The organism is Photobacterium sp. Alg240-V54 (assembly GCF_900537155.1).
GTDB lineage: Bacteria > Pseudomonadota > Gammaproteobacteria > Enterobacterales > Vibrionaceae > Photobacterium.
Genome location: NZ_UNRL01000001.1, coordinates 865,971 through 884,488 on the forward strand (window position 1 = coordinate 865,971; position 18,518 = coordinate 884,488).

The 18,518-nt window shown below is 38.6% G+C and carries 16 protein-coding genes and 1 pseudogene; 8 read left to right on the plus strand and 9 right to left on the minus strand.

All coding sequences use genetic code 11. The features are described 5' to 3' along the window. Nucleotides 1-2 precede the first annotated feature (2 nt). A complete protein-coding gene (secD, locus tag G6R09_RS03695; protein WP_065166982.1) occupies nt 3-1,817 on the minus strand; it encodes a protein translocase subunit SecD in 1,815 nt (604 codons plus the stop codon). Between the two features lie 254 nt (nt 1,818-2,071). Beyond that, the gene (locus G6R09_RS03700; protein ID WP_146145142.1) at nt 2,072-2,668 is read right to left on the minus strand and encodes a hypothetical protein; all 597 of its coding nucleotides are present in this window, start codon (nt 2,666-2,668) and stop codon (nt 2,072-2,074) included. Between the two features lie 236 nt (nt 2,669-2,904). Here G6R09_RS03700 and G6R09_RS03705 point away from each other — a divergent pair, with 236 nt between their 5' ends. Then, nucleotides 2,905-3,774, plus strand: a complete 870-nt coding sequence (locus G6R09_RS03705) for an NAD(P)-dependent oxidoreductase (RefSeq protein WP_065166984.1) — start codon at nt 2,905-2,907, stop codon at nt 3,772-3,774. Nucleotides 3,775-3,881: 107 nt separating this feature from the next. On the opposite strand, the gene G6R09_RS03710 is transcribed toward G6R09_RS03705, so the two are convergent. Next, entirely contained in the window at nt 3,882-5,147 is a 1,266-nt protein-coding gene (locus G6R09_RS03710; RefSeq protein ID WP_065166985.1) for a NupC/NupG family nucleoside CNT transporter, read from the minus strand. A 490-nt stretch (nt 5,148-5,637) separates the two neighbouring features. Next, nucleotides 5,638-6,072, minus strand: a complete 435-nt coding sequence (gene trxC, locus G6R09_RS03715) for a thioredoxin TrxC (RefSeq protein WP_065166986.1) — start codon at nt 6,070-6,072, stop codon at nt 5,638-5,640. A 294-nt stretch (nt 6,073-6,366) separates the two neighbouring features. Here trxC and hemB point away from each other — a divergent pair, with 294 nt between their 5' ends. Further along, nucleotides 6,367-7,359: a porphobilinogen synthase gene (hemB, locus tag G6R09_RS03720; RefSeq protein WP_065166987.1), complete on the plus strand. Its 993-nt coding sequence runs from the start codon at nt 6,367-6,369 to the stop codon at nt 7,357-7,359. A gap of 212 nt (nt 7,360-7,571) precedes the next feature. Then, entirely contained in the window at nt 7,572-7,949 is a 378-nt protein-coding gene (locus G6R09_RS03725) for a hypothetical protein (protein ID WP_065177004.1), read from the plus strand. A 94-nt stretch (nt 7,950-8,043) separates the two neighbouring features. On the opposite strand, the gene G6R09_RS03730 is transcribed toward G6R09_RS03725, so the two are convergent. Then, nucleotides 8,044-8,916: a class I SAM-dependent methyltransferase gene (locus tag G6R09_RS03730; protein WP_065166988.1), complete on the minus strand. Its 873-nt coding sequence runs from the start codon at nt 8,914-8,916 to the stop codon at nt 8,044-8,046. A gap of 326 nt (nt 8,917-9,242) precedes the next feature. Further along, nucleotides 9,243-9,533, minus strand: a complete 291-nt coding sequence (locus G6R09_RS03735) for a hypothetical protein (protein WP_065166989.1) — start codon at nt 9,531-9,533, stop codon at nt 9,243-9,245. Between the two features lie 584 nt (nt 9,534-10,117). On the opposite strand from G6R09_RS03735, the gene G6R09_RS03740 reads away from it, so the two are divergent. The 3 genes from G6R09_RS03740 to G6R09_RS03750 are packed head-to-tail and all read left to right on the plus strand — an operon-like array spanning nt 10,118 to nt 14,882. After that, nucleotides 10,118-12,259, plus strand: coding sequence for a TonB-dependent siderophore receptor (locus G6R09_RS03740; RefSeq protein ID WP_163920573.1), 2,142 nt, complete (start codon nt 10,118-10,120; stop codon nt 12,257-12,259). Nucleotides 12,260-12,268: 9 nt separating this feature from the next. Next, nucleotides 12,269-12,886, plus strand: a complete 618-nt coding sequence (locus G6R09_RS03745; protein ID WP_065166990.1) for a YfiR family protein — start codon at nt 12,269-12,271, stop codon at nt 12,884-12,886. Further along, nucleotides 12,876-14,882, plus strand: a complete 2,007-nt coding sequence (locus G6R09_RS03750; protein WP_163920576.1) for a diguanylate cyclase domain-containing protein — start codon at nt 12,876-12,878, stop codon at nt 14,880-14,882. Before G6R09_RS03745 ends, G6R09_RS03750 begins: the two co-directional genes overlap by 11 nt. Before the next feature lie 136 nt (nt 14,883-15,018). On the opposite strand, the gene G6R09_RS03755 is transcribed toward G6R09_RS03750, so the two are convergent. Both G6R09_RS03755 and G6R09_RS03760 read right to left on the minus strand, forming a co-directional pair. Next, nucleotides 15,019-15,900 carry an NAD(P)-dependent oxidoreductase gene (locus tag G6R09_RS03755; protein WP_163920579.1) on the minus strand — a complete coding sequence of 294 codons (882 nt, stop codon included), beginning with the start codon at nt 15,898-15,900 and terminating at the stop codon, nt 15,019-15,021. Between the two features lie 502 nt (nt 15,901-16,402). Further along, nucleotides 16,403-16,912 (minus strand): hypothetical protein, encoded by a 510-nt coding sequence (locus G6R09_RS03760; RefSeq protein ID WP_163920581.1) that lies wholly within the window; start codon nt 16,910-16,912, stop codon nt 16,403-16,405. A gap of 184 nt (nt 16,913-17,096) precedes the next feature. Here G6R09_RS03760 and G6R09_RS03765 point away from each other — a divergent pair, with 184 nt between their 5' ends. Both G6R09_RS03765 and G6R09_RS03770 read left to right on the plus strand, forming a co-directional pair. Next, nucleotides 17,097-17,273 (plus strand): hypothetical protein, encoded by a 177-nt coding sequence (locus G6R09_RS03765; RefSeq protein ID WP_373423685.1) that lies wholly within the window; start codon nt 17,097-17,099, stop codon nt 17,271-17,273. A 71-nt stretch (nt 17,274-17,344) separates the two neighbouring features. Further along, nucleotides 17,345-17,593, plus strand: a pseudogene (locus G6R09_RS03770) (transposase); the annotation flags it as partial. A 228-nt stretch (nt 17,594-17,821) separates the two neighbouring features. Here the strand turns inward: G6R09_RS03770 and G6R09_RS03775 are convergent. Continuing rightward, the gene (locus G6R09_RS03775; RefSeq protein ID WP_163920583.1) at nt 17,822-18,433 is read right to left on the minus strand and encodes a hypothetical protein; all 612 of its coding nucleotides are present in this window, start codon (nt 18,431-18,433) and stop codon (nt 17,822-17,824) included. Between the last annotated feature and the right edge of the window lie 85 nt (nt 18,434-18,518).

Here is an 18,518-nt window from a genome sequence, read left to right on the forward strand (position 1 = left end):
CGTTAAACCCTTACATCTCGACGAGAATCACGACCCCAAACCAAGTTAATAATGGCGCGGGAAGTAAATATACCAGTAAACATACTGGTTAGAAGACCTAGACCTAACGTCAATGCAAAGCCTTGAATTGGACCGTTACCAATAGAGTAAAGTACCACTGCGGTGATCATCGTTGTAAAGTTAGCGTCGAAAATAGTACCAAATGCGCTACTAAATCCACGATCAATCGCTTGAGCAAAACTACGCCCATCTCGAACCATATCGCGAATACGTTCAAAAATAAGCACGTTGGTATCAACAGCCATACCAACGGTTAATACCAGACCAGCAATACCCGGCAAGGTTAATACCGCTCCTGGTATCAATGCCAATAAACCAAATAGCATGATCATGTTAGTCAGCAATGCAATGTTCGCAACCCAACCTAGACGACGGTACCACAATGCCATAAATAGCAATGTCACACCTAAACCTAGTGCTAGAGCAGCAAAACCATTTTTAATGTTTTCAGCACCCAATGTTGGACCAATGGTACGCTCTTCAACAATGGTTACAGGCGCTGTTAATGAGCCAGCACGTAGTAATAACGCTAATTGTTGCGCATCAGCCAGTGAACCAGCACCGGTAATACGGAAACGGCTACCTAACTGAGTTTGAATTGTTGCAACACTGATGATCTTATTTGTTTGTTCAGTCTGACCTTTAGCATTACGGGTATATTCACTGTAAGACGTTGCCATTGGTTGACCCACGTTATTACGTGAGAACTCAGACATCATGCTACCACCAGCACTATCTAGGGTAATATTAACTTCAGGTGTACCCATTTCACCCATGCTCGCACGTGCATCGATAATATGATCACCGGTTAATACTGGCTTACGGCTTACACGTACCGGACGACCTTCTTTGTCGTCAATGATCATGGTACTACCTGTACCTTCTTGCTTAACCGCATAGAAAGCAAGGCTTGCTGTCGCACCAATTACGTTCTTTGCAGCGGCGGGATCTTGCACACCAGGAAGCTCGATACGAATACGGTTTTCACCTTGACGCTGTACTGATGCTTCGGTAATACCTAATTGTTCAATACGACCACGCATCGTTTGCAAGTTCTGCTGTACTGTTAAGTTACGCAGATTAGTTTGCTCATCTTCACGCATAGACAAGACTAAATTATCGCCTTGGCCATCTTTCGCTTGCCATTGTGGGTATTGAGTACGGATATATTGACGTACTTTATTGTTCGCATCTTCACTAGGCAAACGCACAATAACTTGATTGTTATTAGTCAGTTCTGAACGTGCCGCGCGAATATCTTGCTTACGGAAATCAATACGAAGATCGTCAGTTAGCTGCTGTGCATGCTGCTTGTAAACTTCCTTCATATCAACATCAAGTAAGAACTGAACACCACCACGTAAGTCAAGACCGAGCTTAATAGGCTCAAAACCTAGCCCTAATAGCCATTTAGGTGCTGCTGGTTCTAGTGCTAATGTTAAACGGCCTTCATTATGAACGATGCTGTTTAATGCTTCTTTAGTGTTGGTTTGTTCTTTGGTTGAATTAACCACCACAACAGTGCGAGTTGGCTGCTGTTCAATAGTCTTGGCTTCTATGCCATGGTCTTTTAGAACACGTTGAATCTCAAAAGGTGTTGGCATTGCGCCGCCTTTCGCACTGATTTGTACTGCCGCATTTTCGCCATACCAGGTTGGAATAGCACTAAGCAACATAATCGAGACCGTCACAATTAGCACAACATATTTCCATGCTGAGTAATGATTCAGAATCTGTTTATTATTCTTTTTTCTCATTATTTTAAGCCATATATCTAGCAACAAGTTCAGCTTGTTGCGACCGATAACACATCAATAATTATTATTCGTTTTTATCTTTAAAAGACAAAACAACGCGTTGTTATCATATTCACAGCCGATAACAATTAGCCTTAATAATAGCTATTGATAGATTTAATACATAAATTAATCGAACGTTTTATGTGTTGGTGAAAGCGACACCACTAAGTAAAGCACACCATGCCATAAATGACATAAATGCTAGTAATGTCTTATGCAGTAACGAACGAATGTCCGTAATGTGAATAGAGTTGATTTGATTCTTTCCAGCCAGATATACGCGATGATGTGGATTTTATGGTTAAGATCCAATCAGTTTGCGGGCTGAGGGGCTCTGCATAACCAATGGTAAGCAGCGGTATTGGCAATAATGGCAATTCAAACGCCAATTCAAATGTTGGCGCTATTTCATCAGCATTATGATGGAAACTATTGAGAGATCGGGTTGAAGTATTGATGATATTGTTTAAATCAATCACTTCTAAACGATGGTGTTTACCACTATGTTGTGGCGATTTGATGTTAGTTGGCGAGGGAAAATTCCACACTAACTTGGTGCTATAAACAGAAACCGGTAAGCCATTATTACAGACATAGCGATCTGTTGGATGCTTTTGGGTTGGCGCAGGCTCACTCTGATGCTGCTGAAGCAGCTCACAATGGCGTGACGTAATCATAGCGTTAACGACAGGCGCTTCAATAACATCAGTATATACAGGATGGGTTTGTGCAGCGTGGGCGTGGGTAATGTTCAACTGTGACGATGCCGAAGCAAATGAACTTGCTCCTAAACATATCACTATAAACATAATCCGCAATACCGCTGACAACATGGTGCTTATCTAAACCCATCCTAAAATAAAAGTGAGTGTTATCATAATTGGCAACACAATTTGTTACAAGCGATTAATCTCGAATAATTAATCCTATTGATAAACCTCACTCATTTGCAAAAAATACACACAAAGAATGCCCATTTACGTAATAATGTTGTCTGTTATGATGTTACAAATTGATCACAATAAAAATCAAGGAAGTATTAACTATGACTGCAAACGTTGCTTTTTTAGGTCTTGGAACAATGGGTTACTCGATGGCAGGACACCTAGCTAAAGCAGGCTATCACGTAACGGTTTATAACCGCACCCAAGCCAAAGCAGACGCTTGGATACAAGAATATCAGGGCACGATTGCGCTTACTCCTTGTGACGCAGTAAAAGACGCTGACATTGTGTTTACTTGTGTTGGCAATGATGATGACGTCCGTGAAATTTATAAAGGCCAACACGGTATTCTTGTCACAGCGAAACCTGGCGCTATCTTGGTTGACCATACCACCGCCTCTGCCGATGTTGCGCGAGAAATTGCCGATGCTGCGCATACTATTGGTTGTGACTTTTTAGATGCGCCAGTATCAGGCGGTGAAGCTGGCGCAATTAATGGCTGTTTAACCGTCATGGTCGGCGGTAATCAAGCAGTGTTTAACAAAGCTAAGCCTGCGATTGAAAAATATGCCAAAGCAACCACACTAATGGGTGAAACAGGCTATGGCCAAATAACTAAAATGGCGAATCAGCTCTGCATTGCCGGGGTATTACAAGGGTTATCTGAAGCTGTCACACTCGCCAAAGCGGCAGGACTTGATATTCACACCATGACCGAAGTATTAAAGCATGGTGCAGCAGGCTCATGGCAATTAGAAAATCGCGCTCAAACCATGGCTACAGATTCATTTGATTTTGGTTTTGCTATTGATTGGATGCGTAAAGATCTTGCAATCTGTTTTGATGCCGCTGAGAAGCTAAATGTTGAATTACCATTGGCAAAACAAGTTGATAGTGAATATGAAAAACTGCAACAACGGGGATTTAATCGTGCTGACACCTCAGTATTAATTAAACAATTTGATAAATAGTCATTATTAAAAATACCCCATAAAAAGCAGCATATAAATAACAACAAAGCCGCAGTAAGGTTCTTACTGCGGCTTTATTTTTTATCTTGTTGTTACCGAGTTAGTGCTTATAACCCAACAAAAATACCCGCTAGCGTAGCGCTCATTAAGTTAGCTAATGTCGCACCGATAACCGCTTTAAAACCCAATCGAGCTACATCACTACGTCGCTCTGGTGCCATGACACCAATTGAACCAATTTGAATTGCAATTGAACCAATATTGGCAAAACCACATAATGCAAAAGTAATAATCACTTGAGTATGTGCTGATAATGTCTGCTTAACCGAAGCAAAATCCATAAAAGCAACAAATTCATTGAGGATCAGTTTTTCACCAATAAAGGTACCAGCCGTCATCATTTCATTGGCAGGCACGCCTACAACAAACGCTAGCGGTGAGAAAATATAGCCCAGAATAAGTTGCATACTCAGTGGTGTCGTCGCAAACCATTGTGACACAGTATCCATACCAACCGCAGCTGTTAAACTTGCTAGGCCATGACCGACTTCTGCAAGTCCTGCATTCGCCATTGCAATCACGCTTACAAATGCAATTAACATCGTACCGATAGCAACCGAGACCTTCATACCGTTCATTGCACCAGCAGCTAAAGCATCAATCGCATTGCTGTGCTCACTGCTCGCCATTTCAATCTCAACCTGCTCTTCTGGGGTTTCTTGCTCAGGCACTAAAATTTTAGCCATTAACAAACCACCAGGCGCGGCCATGAAACTCGCAGCAATCAAAAACTTCAGCTCAACCCCTAAACCTGCATAGCCACCAAGCACTGAGCCTGCAACCGATGCCATACCACATGTCATTACCACGAAAAGTTCTGAACGGGTCATTTTAGCTAAGAAAGGACGAATAAGTAGCGGTGATTCACCTTGTGATAAGAAGATATTTCCCGTCGCCACTAATGACTCTGCTCGGCTAGTGCCTAATAGTTTTTGAATACCACCACCAAGGACTTTAATTACCCACTGCATGATACCGAAATAGTACAACAACGAAATTAACGCACTGATAAAAATCACCAGCGGCAGTACGCGGATTGCAAACACAAAGCCGCTTTTTTCAATATTGGCTAAGTCACCAAAAACAAAATTAATGCCCACATCGGCAAAGCTCAATAGACCAGCAACACCATCGCTCATTGCGCCAAGCATTTTCTGTCCAAGCGGAATATACAATACTAACGCAGCGAAACTTGCTTGTAACACTAATGCACCAATGACTGTCCGCCAATTGATCGCTTTACGGTTATCTGATAGTAAAATCGCGCATAAAACCAGTATTGCTATACCGGCCAAACTAATTAACAACTGCATTATTTCGTCCTGTTGTACTCATAAATGGGTGTCGAATAATGAAGGTATTGAATGTATTGCGGCATCGGAAGAACATTTGCTGAAGGTTCAACAAAAGATGGGGATTACGTGAATATACGTAAACAACGAAAAGAGTGTTCGTCCAATGGTACAACATACAAGTCACCTAAATTAACAAGCTATAATTAACGCCGGTCCAACTCCGTGGGTCGTTCACATATCCTAGTGACAGCTTGTAATAAGGTGGCTGAACGTAATTGTTCTGGCCGAGGCGAGAGTATATAGAGATATTGGTCACATTAAAAATTTAACATAGTGTTTTTTTACATTTATACATAAATAGCATAAATAACACGCAAAATAGTGCGCCTTTTTGATATTTAGCCAAATTACACCTACAAAAAAGCCTAGTTATCTCTATAAACAACTAGGCTTCACAATTAACATGCCACCAGCAAATAGTGCTATTTTAGCAGCACATCACTAAGCGTTATTTTGTTAGGGCGCTATTTAACCACTCATCAAAGGCAGTTTTTGGCATCGCACCATTTAGCATGTCGACCATTTTACCACCTTTAAATACCATGATGGTTGGAATGCTACGAATACGGTATTGTCCTGCGAGTGCTTGTTGCGCTTCGGTATCAATTTTAACGAAACGTGCTGCGCCATTACGCTCAGTTGCAACATCAGAAAATACGGGCGCAAAGCCAATACATGGGCTACACCAAGGGGCCCAAAAATCGACGATTACTGGTTTATCACCATTAATTAAACTAGCGAAGTTATCAGCAGTACCTTCAATCGGCATGCCATCTAGTAAATTTTCTTTACAAGAGCCACATGTCGCTTCGTCGTTAATACGATCAAGAGGTAAACGGTTCAATGCTTTACAATGTGGGCAACGCGTTGTCATGGTTGTCATAATGAATGTCCAGATCTTATTTTAAATTAATTATAAATAATCTATCCCGTTAACTCTAAAAACAAAAGCAGTTTTAACTGATTAATCTGATAGGAAAAATCTATCGGCATTCCATCACAAATGGATCAAAAGAACGCCCTCTCTTGATCCAATAAATAATTCCAATTTTTGATGCTTATTGCGTTAATGGCTAAATAACCGCTGCTGTATTACCCTTCTCACACAACTGCTTGCATCATCAACCCTAACATTTGTATGATGTATGCACGATTGACATAATAACAGAATATTCCAATGACAAATCCTATCTCTGTACCAATTAAACGTATCCGTCGTATGCGCCGTAGCGCTAATATGCGCGATCTTGTGCGTGAACATGAATTTAAATTGGCTGATCTTATTCACCCGATCTTCATTGAAGAAAACTTAACTGAAGCCGTACCTATTAGCACCATGCCGGGCATTTCACGTATTTCTGAAACTATGCTGGCTGATGAAATAGATACGCTTTATAAATTGGGTGTACGTTATGTGATGCCCTTTGGTATTTCACATACTAAAGATGAAATCGGTAGTGATACATGGAACGATAACGGTTTATTGGCTCGTATGGTGAAAACCATCAAAGCTGCTTGTCCTGACATGATGGTGATCCCCGATATTTGTTTTTGCGAATACACGACGCATGGCCATTGCGGTGTCTACCATGATGAGCATGTATTAAATGATGAAACACTTGAGTTATTAGTTAAACAAAGTGTCACGGCGGCAAAAGCTGGCGCAGATATGTTAGCGCCGTCAGCAATGATGGATGGTCAAGTTAAAGCCATTCGTGAAGGATTAGATGCCGCAGGTTTTGAACATGTGGCAATTCTTGCTCATGCAGTAAAATTTGCCTCTGCTTTCTATGGCCCTTTCCGCACCGCGGTTGATTGTGAATTAAGCGGCGATCGCAAAGCCTACCAAATGGATTGTGCTAACGGTCGTCAAGCCTTAGTAGAGGCTTTACTTGATGAGGAAGAAGGTGCAGATATTCTGATGGTAAAACCAGGTACACCTTACCTTGATGTGGTTGCCAATCTTCGTCGTAAAACCAACCTACCATTAGCAGTTTATCAAGTTGGTGGCGAATATGCAGGGATCAAGTTTGCTGCATTAGCAGGCGCACTTGATGAAAAACGTGTGGTATATGAAACATTAACTGGCTTTAAACGTGCAGGTGCTGATCTTATTGTGAGCTACTACACCAAGCAAGTGGCAGAATGGTTAGCACAAGATAAAGCATAATTATCGCTATAATATCATCCCGTTTTTAAGCATCATTGTTGCTATAACTGTGATGCTTAATTACAGATAAATTCAACCTTTAGTAATTATCATGATGTTCGTCGTACAGTTTTAGTCGATACCCTAATCGAAAAAATACCATATAAAACCACACTACAATAATGTTCAGTTATATACTGTAGATCTTAAAAAGTAAGAGTAATTTATAATATATGTCTAATGTCGTGCAGTTATCTGCGTTTAATAACAAGAAAAATACTCCAGCTTCACAAGCTTCATCTCCAAAAGCATTGAGAGAACAAGCGGCATCGAAACAACAAAATCAGTGTTACTTTTGCGGCTTACGTAAAGACACCAAAGATCTCAACTGGCTCAATCAAATTGGTTTTAAGCAAAAGACACATGTTGTCTGCAACAGTTGTAGTACTGATGCTAAATCACGTTCAATGGATGAACTACGCATAATACTGGCGCTAAAGGCGATGAATTTTAGAACCGTTAAACTCAAGCAATATCTTGAGTTAACAGAAAAAGGCATTCAGATAGACGGTGTGCGTAACTATAAGTTCTATTTTGAAACAATTAAATGATCACAAATAACGGGTATCGCTAAACAAACATGATGCGCTACCCTACTTACTGCATAATTAACAATACGGTTGCTATTTAGCAGCTAACTATACGCTATGGCTTTTCACCACTAAGTTTTAATGACACTCGCCAAAACTTAGGAACAATATAATTAAAAATAGTGACGTCACACCAAGTAAGACCACGATTAATTGATAAAAAAAGCGGTTTTATTCTCGACTTTTCACTCAATATACTTCGAATCGGAGTCATCAACCCTTGATCTATTATTGGTGATAAAAAACCTTCGGTAATGATCTTTGGTGTCTTAAAACCTTGTAATAATTGTTCTGCATCTTGTTGATTAAAATCATGCACATCAATATTGGCATGATCCCAACGCATTTGTTGCTTACGCGGATTAAAAAAGTAACGCCGTAAATTATTGATCCATACTAGTGGGGCTTTAATAATATCTATCAATTGTCCACCATGTGTTGTCGGCTCACCAATAATAATAAACTCACCACCGGGTTTTAAAATGCGTAATACTTCCTGCATGAAGGTTTTCGGATTCGGAAGATGATGCAGAAAGGCACAACCGACCACCAAATCAACACTGTTATCATCAAAAGGCAATGTGGTCATGTCTGAAGTGATGGTTTTAATGGTTGTTTTCATTTTACGGGCATTTTGATGTGCTACTTCTAAACTGCGCTCACTGATATCAACCCCAATCACCTGTCTATACCAATTCGTCGCCGCAAGCTTGACGGCTAAGTTACCCGTCCCTGAAGCCACATCAACAACAGTTCCGCCTTTAGGCAGAGTATGCCCTAATACCGATTCTAGCTCTTTGATCGTCTGCTGCTGTGATTCACAATCATACTTCGCTCCCATACGAGAATCATAATTATATGCCTCTTCTTGATCGTGAAAGTGTTTGTTTAACTTATGAATATAATCTGCATCAATATTTTGTCGCATAATCAACGCCCTCAAATAAAACAAAGACTATTAACGTCTAAATTTAAGTACACGAATAGTAAATAAAACAAGCAAATCAACGTATTGCATAAACCCATACTGATAGTGATAGTGATAGTGATAGTGATATTACTATAGTTTGAAAGTGCGATTTAGATTGTAAGAACAGACTTATAAATAATAAATGTGCAGAATTAGAGGAGGAAAATAGCTCACAACAATGGATTTAGAAGCAAAAATATAGCCACAAATAACCGTATTTTTGCTTCTATCATTGTAATTTCAAAGGGGGAATAGCAACAATTAAGGTGTTTACAACCCAATAATTACTCAGCAGTTTGATCATTTACCGCATAACAAGACCAACCAAAACCAGCCAGTTTTTCAGTAAATTGCTGTGCTTTCGTTTCGCAGTAACCCACTTTATGCTTAGCACTCCATAAAATTTCACTGTGATTATTTTTGGTATATTTAACTTCACACAAGGTATTACTGTTTGGCGCATGATAAATCACTTCAACATCACGCTCGACATGATCTTTAGTACACACATATTTACTTTGGGCGTAGGTTTGAAAAGAAGTAACAGCGAGTACTAAAAGTAGAATGTGTTTCATTGTAAATCCAGAATAGAAAATTTGGTGCTAATCTTACTCTTTTTCTCTACTCCCAACACTCAGCATTGTGTCAAATTTACCCCTAAATCTCCCATACACACCAAAGCTATTTACCACATAAATAACAACCATTTAAAACATACGATCAGCACTATTAAATCTATTAGTGAAGCACATTAAATTTTATGGATAAACATAAACTCAACGGCACGTGGACAGTAAATTTCCTGCAGCCCTCGCGGGTATTCAACAACCGTAAACTAACATTATTATCAAATTATTGCTTAAATAAAGAACGAGATGTTAACTAAGTCGAATAATGTGTATTTAGTTAAGAAAAATAAAATACCCATTTGGAATTTAAACTGTAATAAAATATTAATCACTATGACAGTGAGTAAATATATTCATTCAGAATATCAGTTAATTGTTTTTTAATTTATTTGATTGTTTTATTAATAACTATAAAAGAATATTTTAACCTCATCAAATACTGTTAAAGCATTACTATTTAAGTAACTCTAATTATTAATAACCATAATTAGTTTGTTAGAATTATTCCGAGACCCTTACTTCTAATAATTATGAAAAACTACTTAAGCTATTCACCTATTTTATTTTCAGCACTTTATTTTTCGTGCTATGCCAATATTTCATTAGCATCTGAAATTGATGATTTAATGTCGATGGATTTAGATGACCTCACTACACAAAGTGTAACAGTGACAACGGCTGCTAAAAAAGAGCAATCATTAAGCGATGTGCCTGCTGCGGTATATGTGATTACTAATGAACAAATTAAACGTAGTGGTGTTCGCTCTATTGCTGAGGCATTGGCGCTAGCCCCTGGTGTGCAGGTCACTAAGATCAGTGAGTTTAACTGGCAAGTATCACTGCGAGGTTTAAACGAAACCCTGTTTAACAAACTCTTGGTGATGGTCGATGGACGCAGTGTATTTAGCCCTTTAATGTCAGGTACCTTTTGGCACACGATTGACACCATTTTAGAAGATATTGATCGCATTGAAATTTTACGTGGTTCTGCAGGGACAATGTGGGGAGGCAATGCCACTAATGGTGTTATTAATATCATCACCAAAAATAGTAATGAAACCCTCGGTCAGTTTTTTGAAGTCGGCGCGGGTGAATATAACTATAAAGAAGCCAGTTATCGTAACGGTTTTCAAATTAATGATATGACGACAGCAAGGTTATCGGTAAAAGGTGTTCAATCTGATTATTACTCGTTTAATGATGATGAGTGGAATAATTATAATATCGACTTTCGTACGGATTATATCGAAGACGATCGCTTCTTAACCTGGCAAGTTGGTGGCTATCATACTAAATCTCAACATTCTGATTGGTATCGTTACTACGTTTTAGAGCAGCCTATTTACCCTAATTATCCAATGAGTGCTGTGATTGGTTATCAAACACAATTAGAAGATTTCTCTCGCGGTTTTTATAGTAACTTAAACTTGGGAAGAACGGTTGCTAATACTCATTATGAAGCAACATTGTGGGTTGATAGCAATTCAAGAACAGAACCCACTGCAAACGGTGAATACGATGCCTTTAATGCTGATGCGTTAATGATCAAGCAAGTCAATGCACATAATGAACTGACATTAGGCTTAGGTACACGTTTTACTAAAGTAAAAATTCCAAATACAAATGCTGATTTTTACGCTGATATGCATCCATACCAACGTACAAGTAGGCAACAGGCGCAACGAGAGCGAATTTATAATGCATACTCGCAATTAGAAACACAGCTGACAGATAAATTAACCTCAAGTTTAGGGGTTAAAGTCGAGCATTTTACTCGAAATAATACTACAGAATTACAGCCTCAAGCTCGGTTGTTATACCGTGCTTCTAATAATCATCAATTATGGACAGGAGTTGGTCGAGCTGTTGTTACACCTTCCGCTGTTGATTCTACTACCGATTTATATGCATTAGGAGCTATAGTTGCACCATTGCCGAACTGTGATATTTCAAATCCAAACTGTTATACCCAATATCCAATGCTGGCGTTGACAACAGGGAATCTGGATATGAAGAATGAATCCGTTATAACATGGGATGCAGGCTATCGTGGTAAAATTTCAGACTCATTTTCGATTGATACAACGATTTTCTTCAGTCAATATAAAAACCTACGCATGCTAGATAATGGACAATGGCTGTGCCGTTATGGTGTCTGTTCTGATGGTTCAGTAGAACCTGGACAAATTGCTATCCATGAATTTAATTATGTCGATGCGTTAGATGCCCAGAGCTACGGTGCTGAGTTAGCCATTTTCTGGCAACCAACTCAAAAATTACATTTCAATGCATCATACAGTTATATAGACACACAAGCTCAATGTGATTCTCAATACGCATCATGCAATAGCTATGAGAATGGTGGATACAAAGGATTATATGATCATCAGCCGAAACATTACGCTTCGTTACAAATGATGTGGACGCTTAACTCTCAATGGCAAATTGACGGCTGGCTAAAACATAAAGGTTCTGTGTCATCGCCGATTGATTTTTATAAAGCGCCTGAGATCACGACAATGGATATGCGTGTTGCATGGCAATACAATCAAGCTTGGCCTCTTGTCGAGTTTGTTGTTGATGGTTTAGGTAGTTCAACGTACCAAGATTTACCCAATAAGGCACCAATAGAGGAAACTGCGTTTTTACGTTTATCATGGACCAGATTGTAATGAGGCAGAATGCAAAGTAGCGATTGCTCCAAGAGTAAATTAACGTCGAAATTATTGGTAGATCTTATTGATAAGCCCTACCATTTTTGCCGCCTGTATTTTATATATGCAGTCGTTACCTTGTCGATTTGTGTCCATACCATAGCCAATAAAGCACATGCTGATAACATTGCTGACTATGAAATATCTGCGGTCTATATTTACCGTTTTGCTCAGTTTGCGACCTGGCCTCAACAAAATAAAAAGTTAACATTTTGCACATTAGGTACGGATAATATCGCCTTAACCTTAAGTCGCTTACTCAAAGCCAAAAACAATAAGATTGTTACATTAACCAACATCAGCCAACTCACTCAGTGCCAAATCGCCTATATTTCTCGCCAAAAAGCAGTCGGTTTAACTCAAATCCCGATTGAAAAAGGCGTGTTAACCATTGGTACAGGTAACGCCTTTTTAGATAAAGGCGGTATGATCGAGTTACGCTCAGTCAATAATAAAATTCGTCCGGTTATTGCCTTACCAAGCGTAAAAAAATCCGATATAACAATAAGTTCGAAACTATTGAAAATAGCAATATTACCTTCAGTAACTAATCCGCAACAGGGAGGGCAACATCATGCGAAATAATTGGATGAACTCTCTTTCTCTTAATCAGCGCTTATATTTACCGCTGGTTTTCTTTGTTGTTATCCTTTTTATCGTCTTTCAAACGTTAAGCTCTTATAAATACATCGAGAGCGAAAAACAAAATTTAGTTAATCGGATCACGATTTTAAGTACAGGTATAGGTGCCAATTTAACCGCTGCAATTCAATTTGATGATGTAATTACAGGCCAAGAGATCTTATCTGCATTTTCTGCTGATCCGATGCTTGTTTCGGTTTCTGTATTAACGGCAGCTGACACTGTTTTCGCTGACTTTAACAATACTGATAAATTGCATACTTCAGCCAATAATGCAGAAGAATTAACGCTAAAAAAACAGGGGCATGTCTTTAGTAAACAACATTTATATATGCTAGTGCCCATTTATATGGATGAAACAGAACTCGCAAAGATGAGGATCGTCGTATCATTAGATGGATTACACGCATTAAAATGGTCGCAACTAGAAATTAGTCTCTACTTATTAGTAATTTTAGTTTTATTAAGTAGCTTTGTTATTCATCGCTTACGGCATTGGATGATTAGCCCCATTCGTCAACTGAATGATGCAATGATTAATGTTATTCATTTTAATCAAACTGAAATGGTGCAACAGCAAACAAATTCAAAGGATGAATTTAGTAAGTTGATTAATTATTTTAATACCATGATTATTAAGCTAAATCAGCGTGAATCTAAAATAAAGCATACTATTGTTCAGTTAGAATATGAGAAAGCGTTTGCCGATGATGTGATCAGTACTGTGCAACATGCGTTATTAGTAGTTGATCATGCGGGGCATATTATTTTAGCTAATGATAGCAGCTCTAAATTATTTCACGATTCTCCGCAAGCACTGCTATCTAAGCATATTTGTGATGTGATTAATCCGTCAGATCCTCAAATTTTTCAACAATCTCTACAAAATGCGTTACTTGGTAAAAAACAGTTTAGTCATGATCTGATCAAAGCAGTAAACGCAAATGGAACAGCAATATATCAACTGGTGAGCCATCCGTTATCACATAAACATCAAACGCTATTTGCACTTGAAGATGTCACAGAAAAGAACCTCGCTGAACGACAGCAACATTTAGCAGCAAAGATATTTGAAAATAGCCGTGAAGCGATCTTGTTACTTAATAGTCATGGTCATATAGAAATGGTAAACCGAGCATTTTGTCATTTAATCGGGCAAAAAAGCTCTAATATTATTGGTAAATATTATCGTTCAGTATTGACTGACACTGACAATTTACCGATGAAAAAAGACATTTTAATGGCCTTAGCGTTAGATCAGCAATGGCAAGGTGAATGCTTGTTTTATAATCGAAATAAAAAAATCACAACACCATTACATTTGAAAATTAATAAAATTATTGATAGCGAAACCAATGATAGCCAAATTGTAGTGCTTGCTTCTGATATTAGCTCTGCAAAAGAAGCCCAGCGTTTAGCCTATATCGCTCAACATGATGCTTTAACACACTTACCGAATCGTGAGTTTTTACACCACTATTTAGTAGAAAAACTCGCATTACCACGTACTTATGTTATGGCTGTCTTATTTATTGATTTAGATGGCTTTAAATTTGTAAATGATTCTTATGGGCACGACGTTGGTGATCATGTTCTGCAAATAGTTGCCAAGAAATTAATGCAGAGCGTACGCCAAAACGATATTGTGACACGCTTAGCTGGCGATGAATTTGTTGCGGTATTAAATCCAGTAAAAAACCGTGAGCCTATTATTAATATTGGCGAGCGTATTATCGCTAGCATTTCTCAGCCCATTCATATTAAAGAACACATTATCCATGTTGGTGCCAGTATTGGTTATTATTATATTGAATCGGAAGATATTAGTGGTATTGATAACGTATTGCATTGTGCAGATATGGCGATGTATCAATCCAAAATGCAAGGGAAAGGGTGTATTACCGAATTTAACCAGGTTGAAGAAGTTGAATGTATGTAATTACTGTTGCGAGTAACAATAATCCGCCCTGACAATAGCGTTAATGATTATCTGTTTTCTAAAGAGAAAGTTATGGCTAGCCTATGTTTATAAAGCAGACGAAATATAGGACAGCCATATCTTATTGATGTCTTTGTTAACTGTGGTTTATGATCGGAAGAACCTCAGCACTCTCATTATCGAGCATACTTAATACGCTCTCATAACCATATTTTGGCTGCCAATCGAGTTCTTGTTGTGCCAGCGTTGAATCATAAACTCGATCAAGTGATTGAGGTAAACGCCAACCTCGATTCGCAAAGTTTTCAGCAAGGTCTGGAGCAACCTCTTGTATAACACCATCAGCATTTTGATACAGCCTTTCACAACATGTTTTACTAAATGGTGTTTGTCCGGAAATGATATAACGTCTAAATCCCGATAAACGTTTTTCTACAGCACAAGCATGAGCACTGGCAACATCTCGAGCATCAATACCACGAGTTAAACGATAAACAGCCATTAAGTTTACTGGCTCTGGAAAACAGCGAGACATTTGCAGAACAGTGACAGGTAAATTGAACAAGTTTGAGATGTTTTCAAGTATCTGTTCAGCCTCAATCTTTGAGTTGTGGTAAATCGTTTTAGGACTTGGCGTTACTGTTTCATTAACCCAACCCGCCACTCCCGCTGGCGTTGATGCAAAACCATAAAGGGCTGTCGTGCTCGTGAACACAAAATGTTTAATGCCCTTTTTTACACCCAGTAAGGCTAATTGCTCGGTTGCTTTTATATTAATTTCTTCAAATTCATTGTCAGATACCAGTCCTACATGAGGGGCATGCAGAGCCGCGGTATGAATAATAACCTCTACACCTTCTAAAGCTTTAGTCAATAAAGCTGTATCACGAATATCCCCAACATAATCAGCGGTTGAACATGGCGTTCTATCTATTCCAACAACTTGATGTTTTTTCATTAGATTGATGTAGATTGCACGACCAACTCTACCCGCCGTGCCTGTAATTAAAATTTTCAACTTGACTGCCTATTTGAATACACGAAACCATTTTAAAGCGAATGAACATAGGACAGCCATATCTTTATTTTAAAAATTCAACCCGCGGTGAGTTGATTCTCTATCGCCCTCGCGGGCATTCACTGTAGGGAATGACGGTAATCAGCACCGACAATAGCGTTAATTACTATCTGTTTTCTAACGAGAAAGTTATGGGTGTCCTATGTTTTTTTAACGGCACAACCCTTTTGTCCATGCTGTCAGCATGTCATGCAATTAGCGGGGATTTTTCGACCCAGATAAAAACGTAAAATAATAAGGACAATGGCATTAACGCGTAATAATTAAAGAGGATTTTATTATAAATCAAAGTATTAAAATTATTGGTTCACGCCAAGGATAACGCTCGACTTCTTTTCAGTATCACCTTTCATGACATTCCCAATATTTACTTATATAAAGCCGCTCGGGCTTGTCCAACACTTCGAATAGGTGTCGGCTGCGCGACACATATCCTTATCTGTTATGTTTTAGGTATAGTTTCATTGAAAACTGACGCTACAGCCTTAATTTCAGCCGCATTCGATTCTTTGCGTGATTTGATTAAATCATTTAATCGAGAGATTTCTTCTAAATGTTCGTTTCTAGTACTGTTAAGCGCGCTCAACTCCAGACTACGAGCGGTATCTGCCAGAGCCTTTTGAAGTGGTTCTAACTCTGTTATATGAGCTTGGCGTAGTTCAGATACCTGTGTTTTTTTGATATTGGCGAGACTTTCTTTAGCTTGGACTACCTCCAGCTCTTTAGATGCCCAAATGTACCCTGCACCGCCACCAATAAAAGCAATGGCTGAAAACACACCTAACAAAGTAAGAGTATGTTTTAAACAACGATCCTTTCGCTCTGTAATAGCAACAATTTTGTAGCATAAGGTAATCAACAGACCTAAAAGACCTAAGTAACCAAACTGTAAAAACTCTGATAACAATCTACTATTTCCTCTGAATTTTCGAATAAAACATAACGCCTGCATAACACGTTTGCTATGATATAGGCTTAGCTGAATTTTAACGCCTTAATCACTGAAACTAAAGGCAAACTGACAACGCCGAGTGTAGCAAATCGTGTTGATGCATTTGTGGAACGAAGCCGCTGCGCGGCAGAGTAAAGCAGACAGCGATTAAGCTACCTTTAATACTCCTTTTAATGGAGTATTTATGATGAATAACGAACAACAACAACGTTCAGATTATCTTTATGAACAACATGTTACCCACCTAACCTTGCAAGGTAAACGTCCAGCCACTATTGATGGTTATAGTCGTGCACTTCATCGCATTACTCACTATTTAGATAAATTGCCTGATACGTTAACCACAAAAGATCTCAAGTAATAAAAACCATTTATGGAATACCGTCAGAATTGATCGTAAAGGTTTGCGAAAGTTATGGGTGTCCTATGTTTTTGCCTGTATTACAGTTTCTATGGCTGATATTGCAACATGTATTACCGAAAGGATTAAGGCGAGTTCGTGATTATGGTTTATTACGAGGACATGAGAAAAAACAGCTTCAACTGATCCAATATGCCTTTATGTTAGTAGGGCAACTGACGTTGCCCTCACCACAAAAAGTTGTCCGTTTAACGGCACAACCCTTTTGTCCATGCTGTCAGCATGTCATGCAATTAGCGGGGATTTTTCGACCCAGATAAAAACGTAAAATAATAAGGACAATGGCATTAACGCGTAATAATTAAAGAGGATTTTATTATAAATCAAAGTATTAAAATTATTGGTTCACGCCAAGGATAACGCTCGACTTCTTTTCAGTATCACCTTTCATGACATTCCCAATATTTACTTATATAAAGCCGCTCGGGCTTGTCCAACACTTCGGATAGGTGTCGGCTGCGCGACACATATCCTTATCTGTTATGTGTTTAACTCAATATTTCATCATATAGCTGATAAATATCTTCACCATTTTGCTGACGTAAAACTAAGCTTTGTACAATATCATGGATTCCAGCTGCTTTTGCATCATGACGCCACTCCTCCAATTGACTGAGATATTTTTCTATTGTCGGTGGTTTCACACCAAATTTATCAGCTATAACTTCGATAGCAACTTCAGATTTAACCATAGCTTCAGCAGACTGCCAACGCCCAACTTTATTTGCTTGCGAGATTAAATTTTTATTACTAGCTCTTAGTTCTGCATTACGAGACTTAAACTCCCGATATTCGTCAGAGTATAAATCTAGAAACTCACTACAACTTTCACTGAAATTTAAGATATCATCTGAAAGCTCAAGGTTAAGAGCTTTTGCAATCGTTCTGGCATAAGATTCTTGACGGTGTGTTGGAGGCTTTTTGTCTTCAGGGACAAAGCTTCTCAACATATCAATAATTGTTTCTGCGTTGTAACTATAAAGCTTTAATTCTTCAGAATTAGCATGTTCTGATATTATATTGTATAGGTTCGTTGGTATTTCGAAATTAATACAGGCATTACCCACAACAATCTTTGCAATTGATACTTCGTTACTCATTTTAACTCCTAATCTTAAATTACCCTGAAACACATAACAACTTATTATATTAACAACTTGCCCGAATTTGTTCTTTGAACATACG

Coding starts and splice junctions, on each gene's coding strand:
- G6R09_RS03745 (WP_065166990.1), top strand. CDS start 12,269: ATGCAAAGTAGCGATTGCTCCAAGAGTAAATTAACGTCGAAATTATTG.
- hemB (WP_065166987.1), top strand. CDS start 6,367: ATGACAAATCCTATCTCTGTACCAATTAAACGTATCCGTCGTATGCGC.
- G6R09_RS03735 (WP_065166989.1), bottom strand. CDS start 9,533: ATGAAACACATTCTACTTTTAGTACTCGCTGTTACTTCTTTTCAAACC.
- G6R09_RS03730 (WP_065166988.1), bottom strand. CDS start 8,916: ATGCGACAAAATATTGATGCAGATTATATTCATAAGTTAAACAAACAC.
- trxC (WP_065166986.1), bottom strand. CDS start 6,072: ATGACAACCATGACAACGCGTTGCCCACATTGTAAAGCATTGAACCGT.
- secD (WP_065166982.1), bottom strand. CDS start 1,817: ATGAGAAAAAAGAATAATAAACAGATTCTGAATCATTACTCAGCATGG.
- G6R09_RS03725 (WP_065177004.1), top strand. CDS start 7,572: ATGTCTAATGTCGTGCAGTTATCTGCGTTTAATAACAAGAAAAATACT.
- G6R09_RS03765 (WP_373423685.1), top strand. CDS start 17,097: ATGATGAATAACGAACAACAACAACGTTCAGATTATCTTTATGAACAA.
- G6R09_RS03750 (WP_163920576.1), top strand. CDS start 12,876: ATGCGAAATAATTGGATGAACTCTCTTTCTCTTAATCAGCGCTTATAT.
- G6R09_RS03710 (WP_065166985.1), bottom strand. CDS start 5,147: ATGCAGTTGTTAATTAGTTTGGCCGGTATAGCAATACTGGTTTTATGC.
- G6R09_RS03700 (WP_146145142.1), bottom strand. CDS start 2,668: ATGTTTATAGTGATATGTTTAGGAGCAAGTTCATTTGCTTCGGCATCG.
- G6R09_RS03740 (WP_163920573.1), top strand. CDS start 10,118: ATGAAAAACTACTTAAGCTATTCACCTATTTTATTTTCAGCACTTTAT.
- G6R09_RS03705 (WP_065166984.1), top strand. CDS start 2,905: ATGACTGCAAACGTTGCTTTTTTAGGTCTTGGAACAATGGGTTACTCG.
- G6R09_RS03775 (WP_163920583.1), bottom strand. CDS start 18,433: ATGAGTAACGAAGTATCAATTGCAAAGATTGTTGTGGGTAATGCCTGT.
- G6R09_RS03760 (WP_163920581.1), bottom strand. CDS start 16,912: ATGCAGGCGTTATGTTTTATTCGAAAATTCAGAGGAAATAGTAGATTG.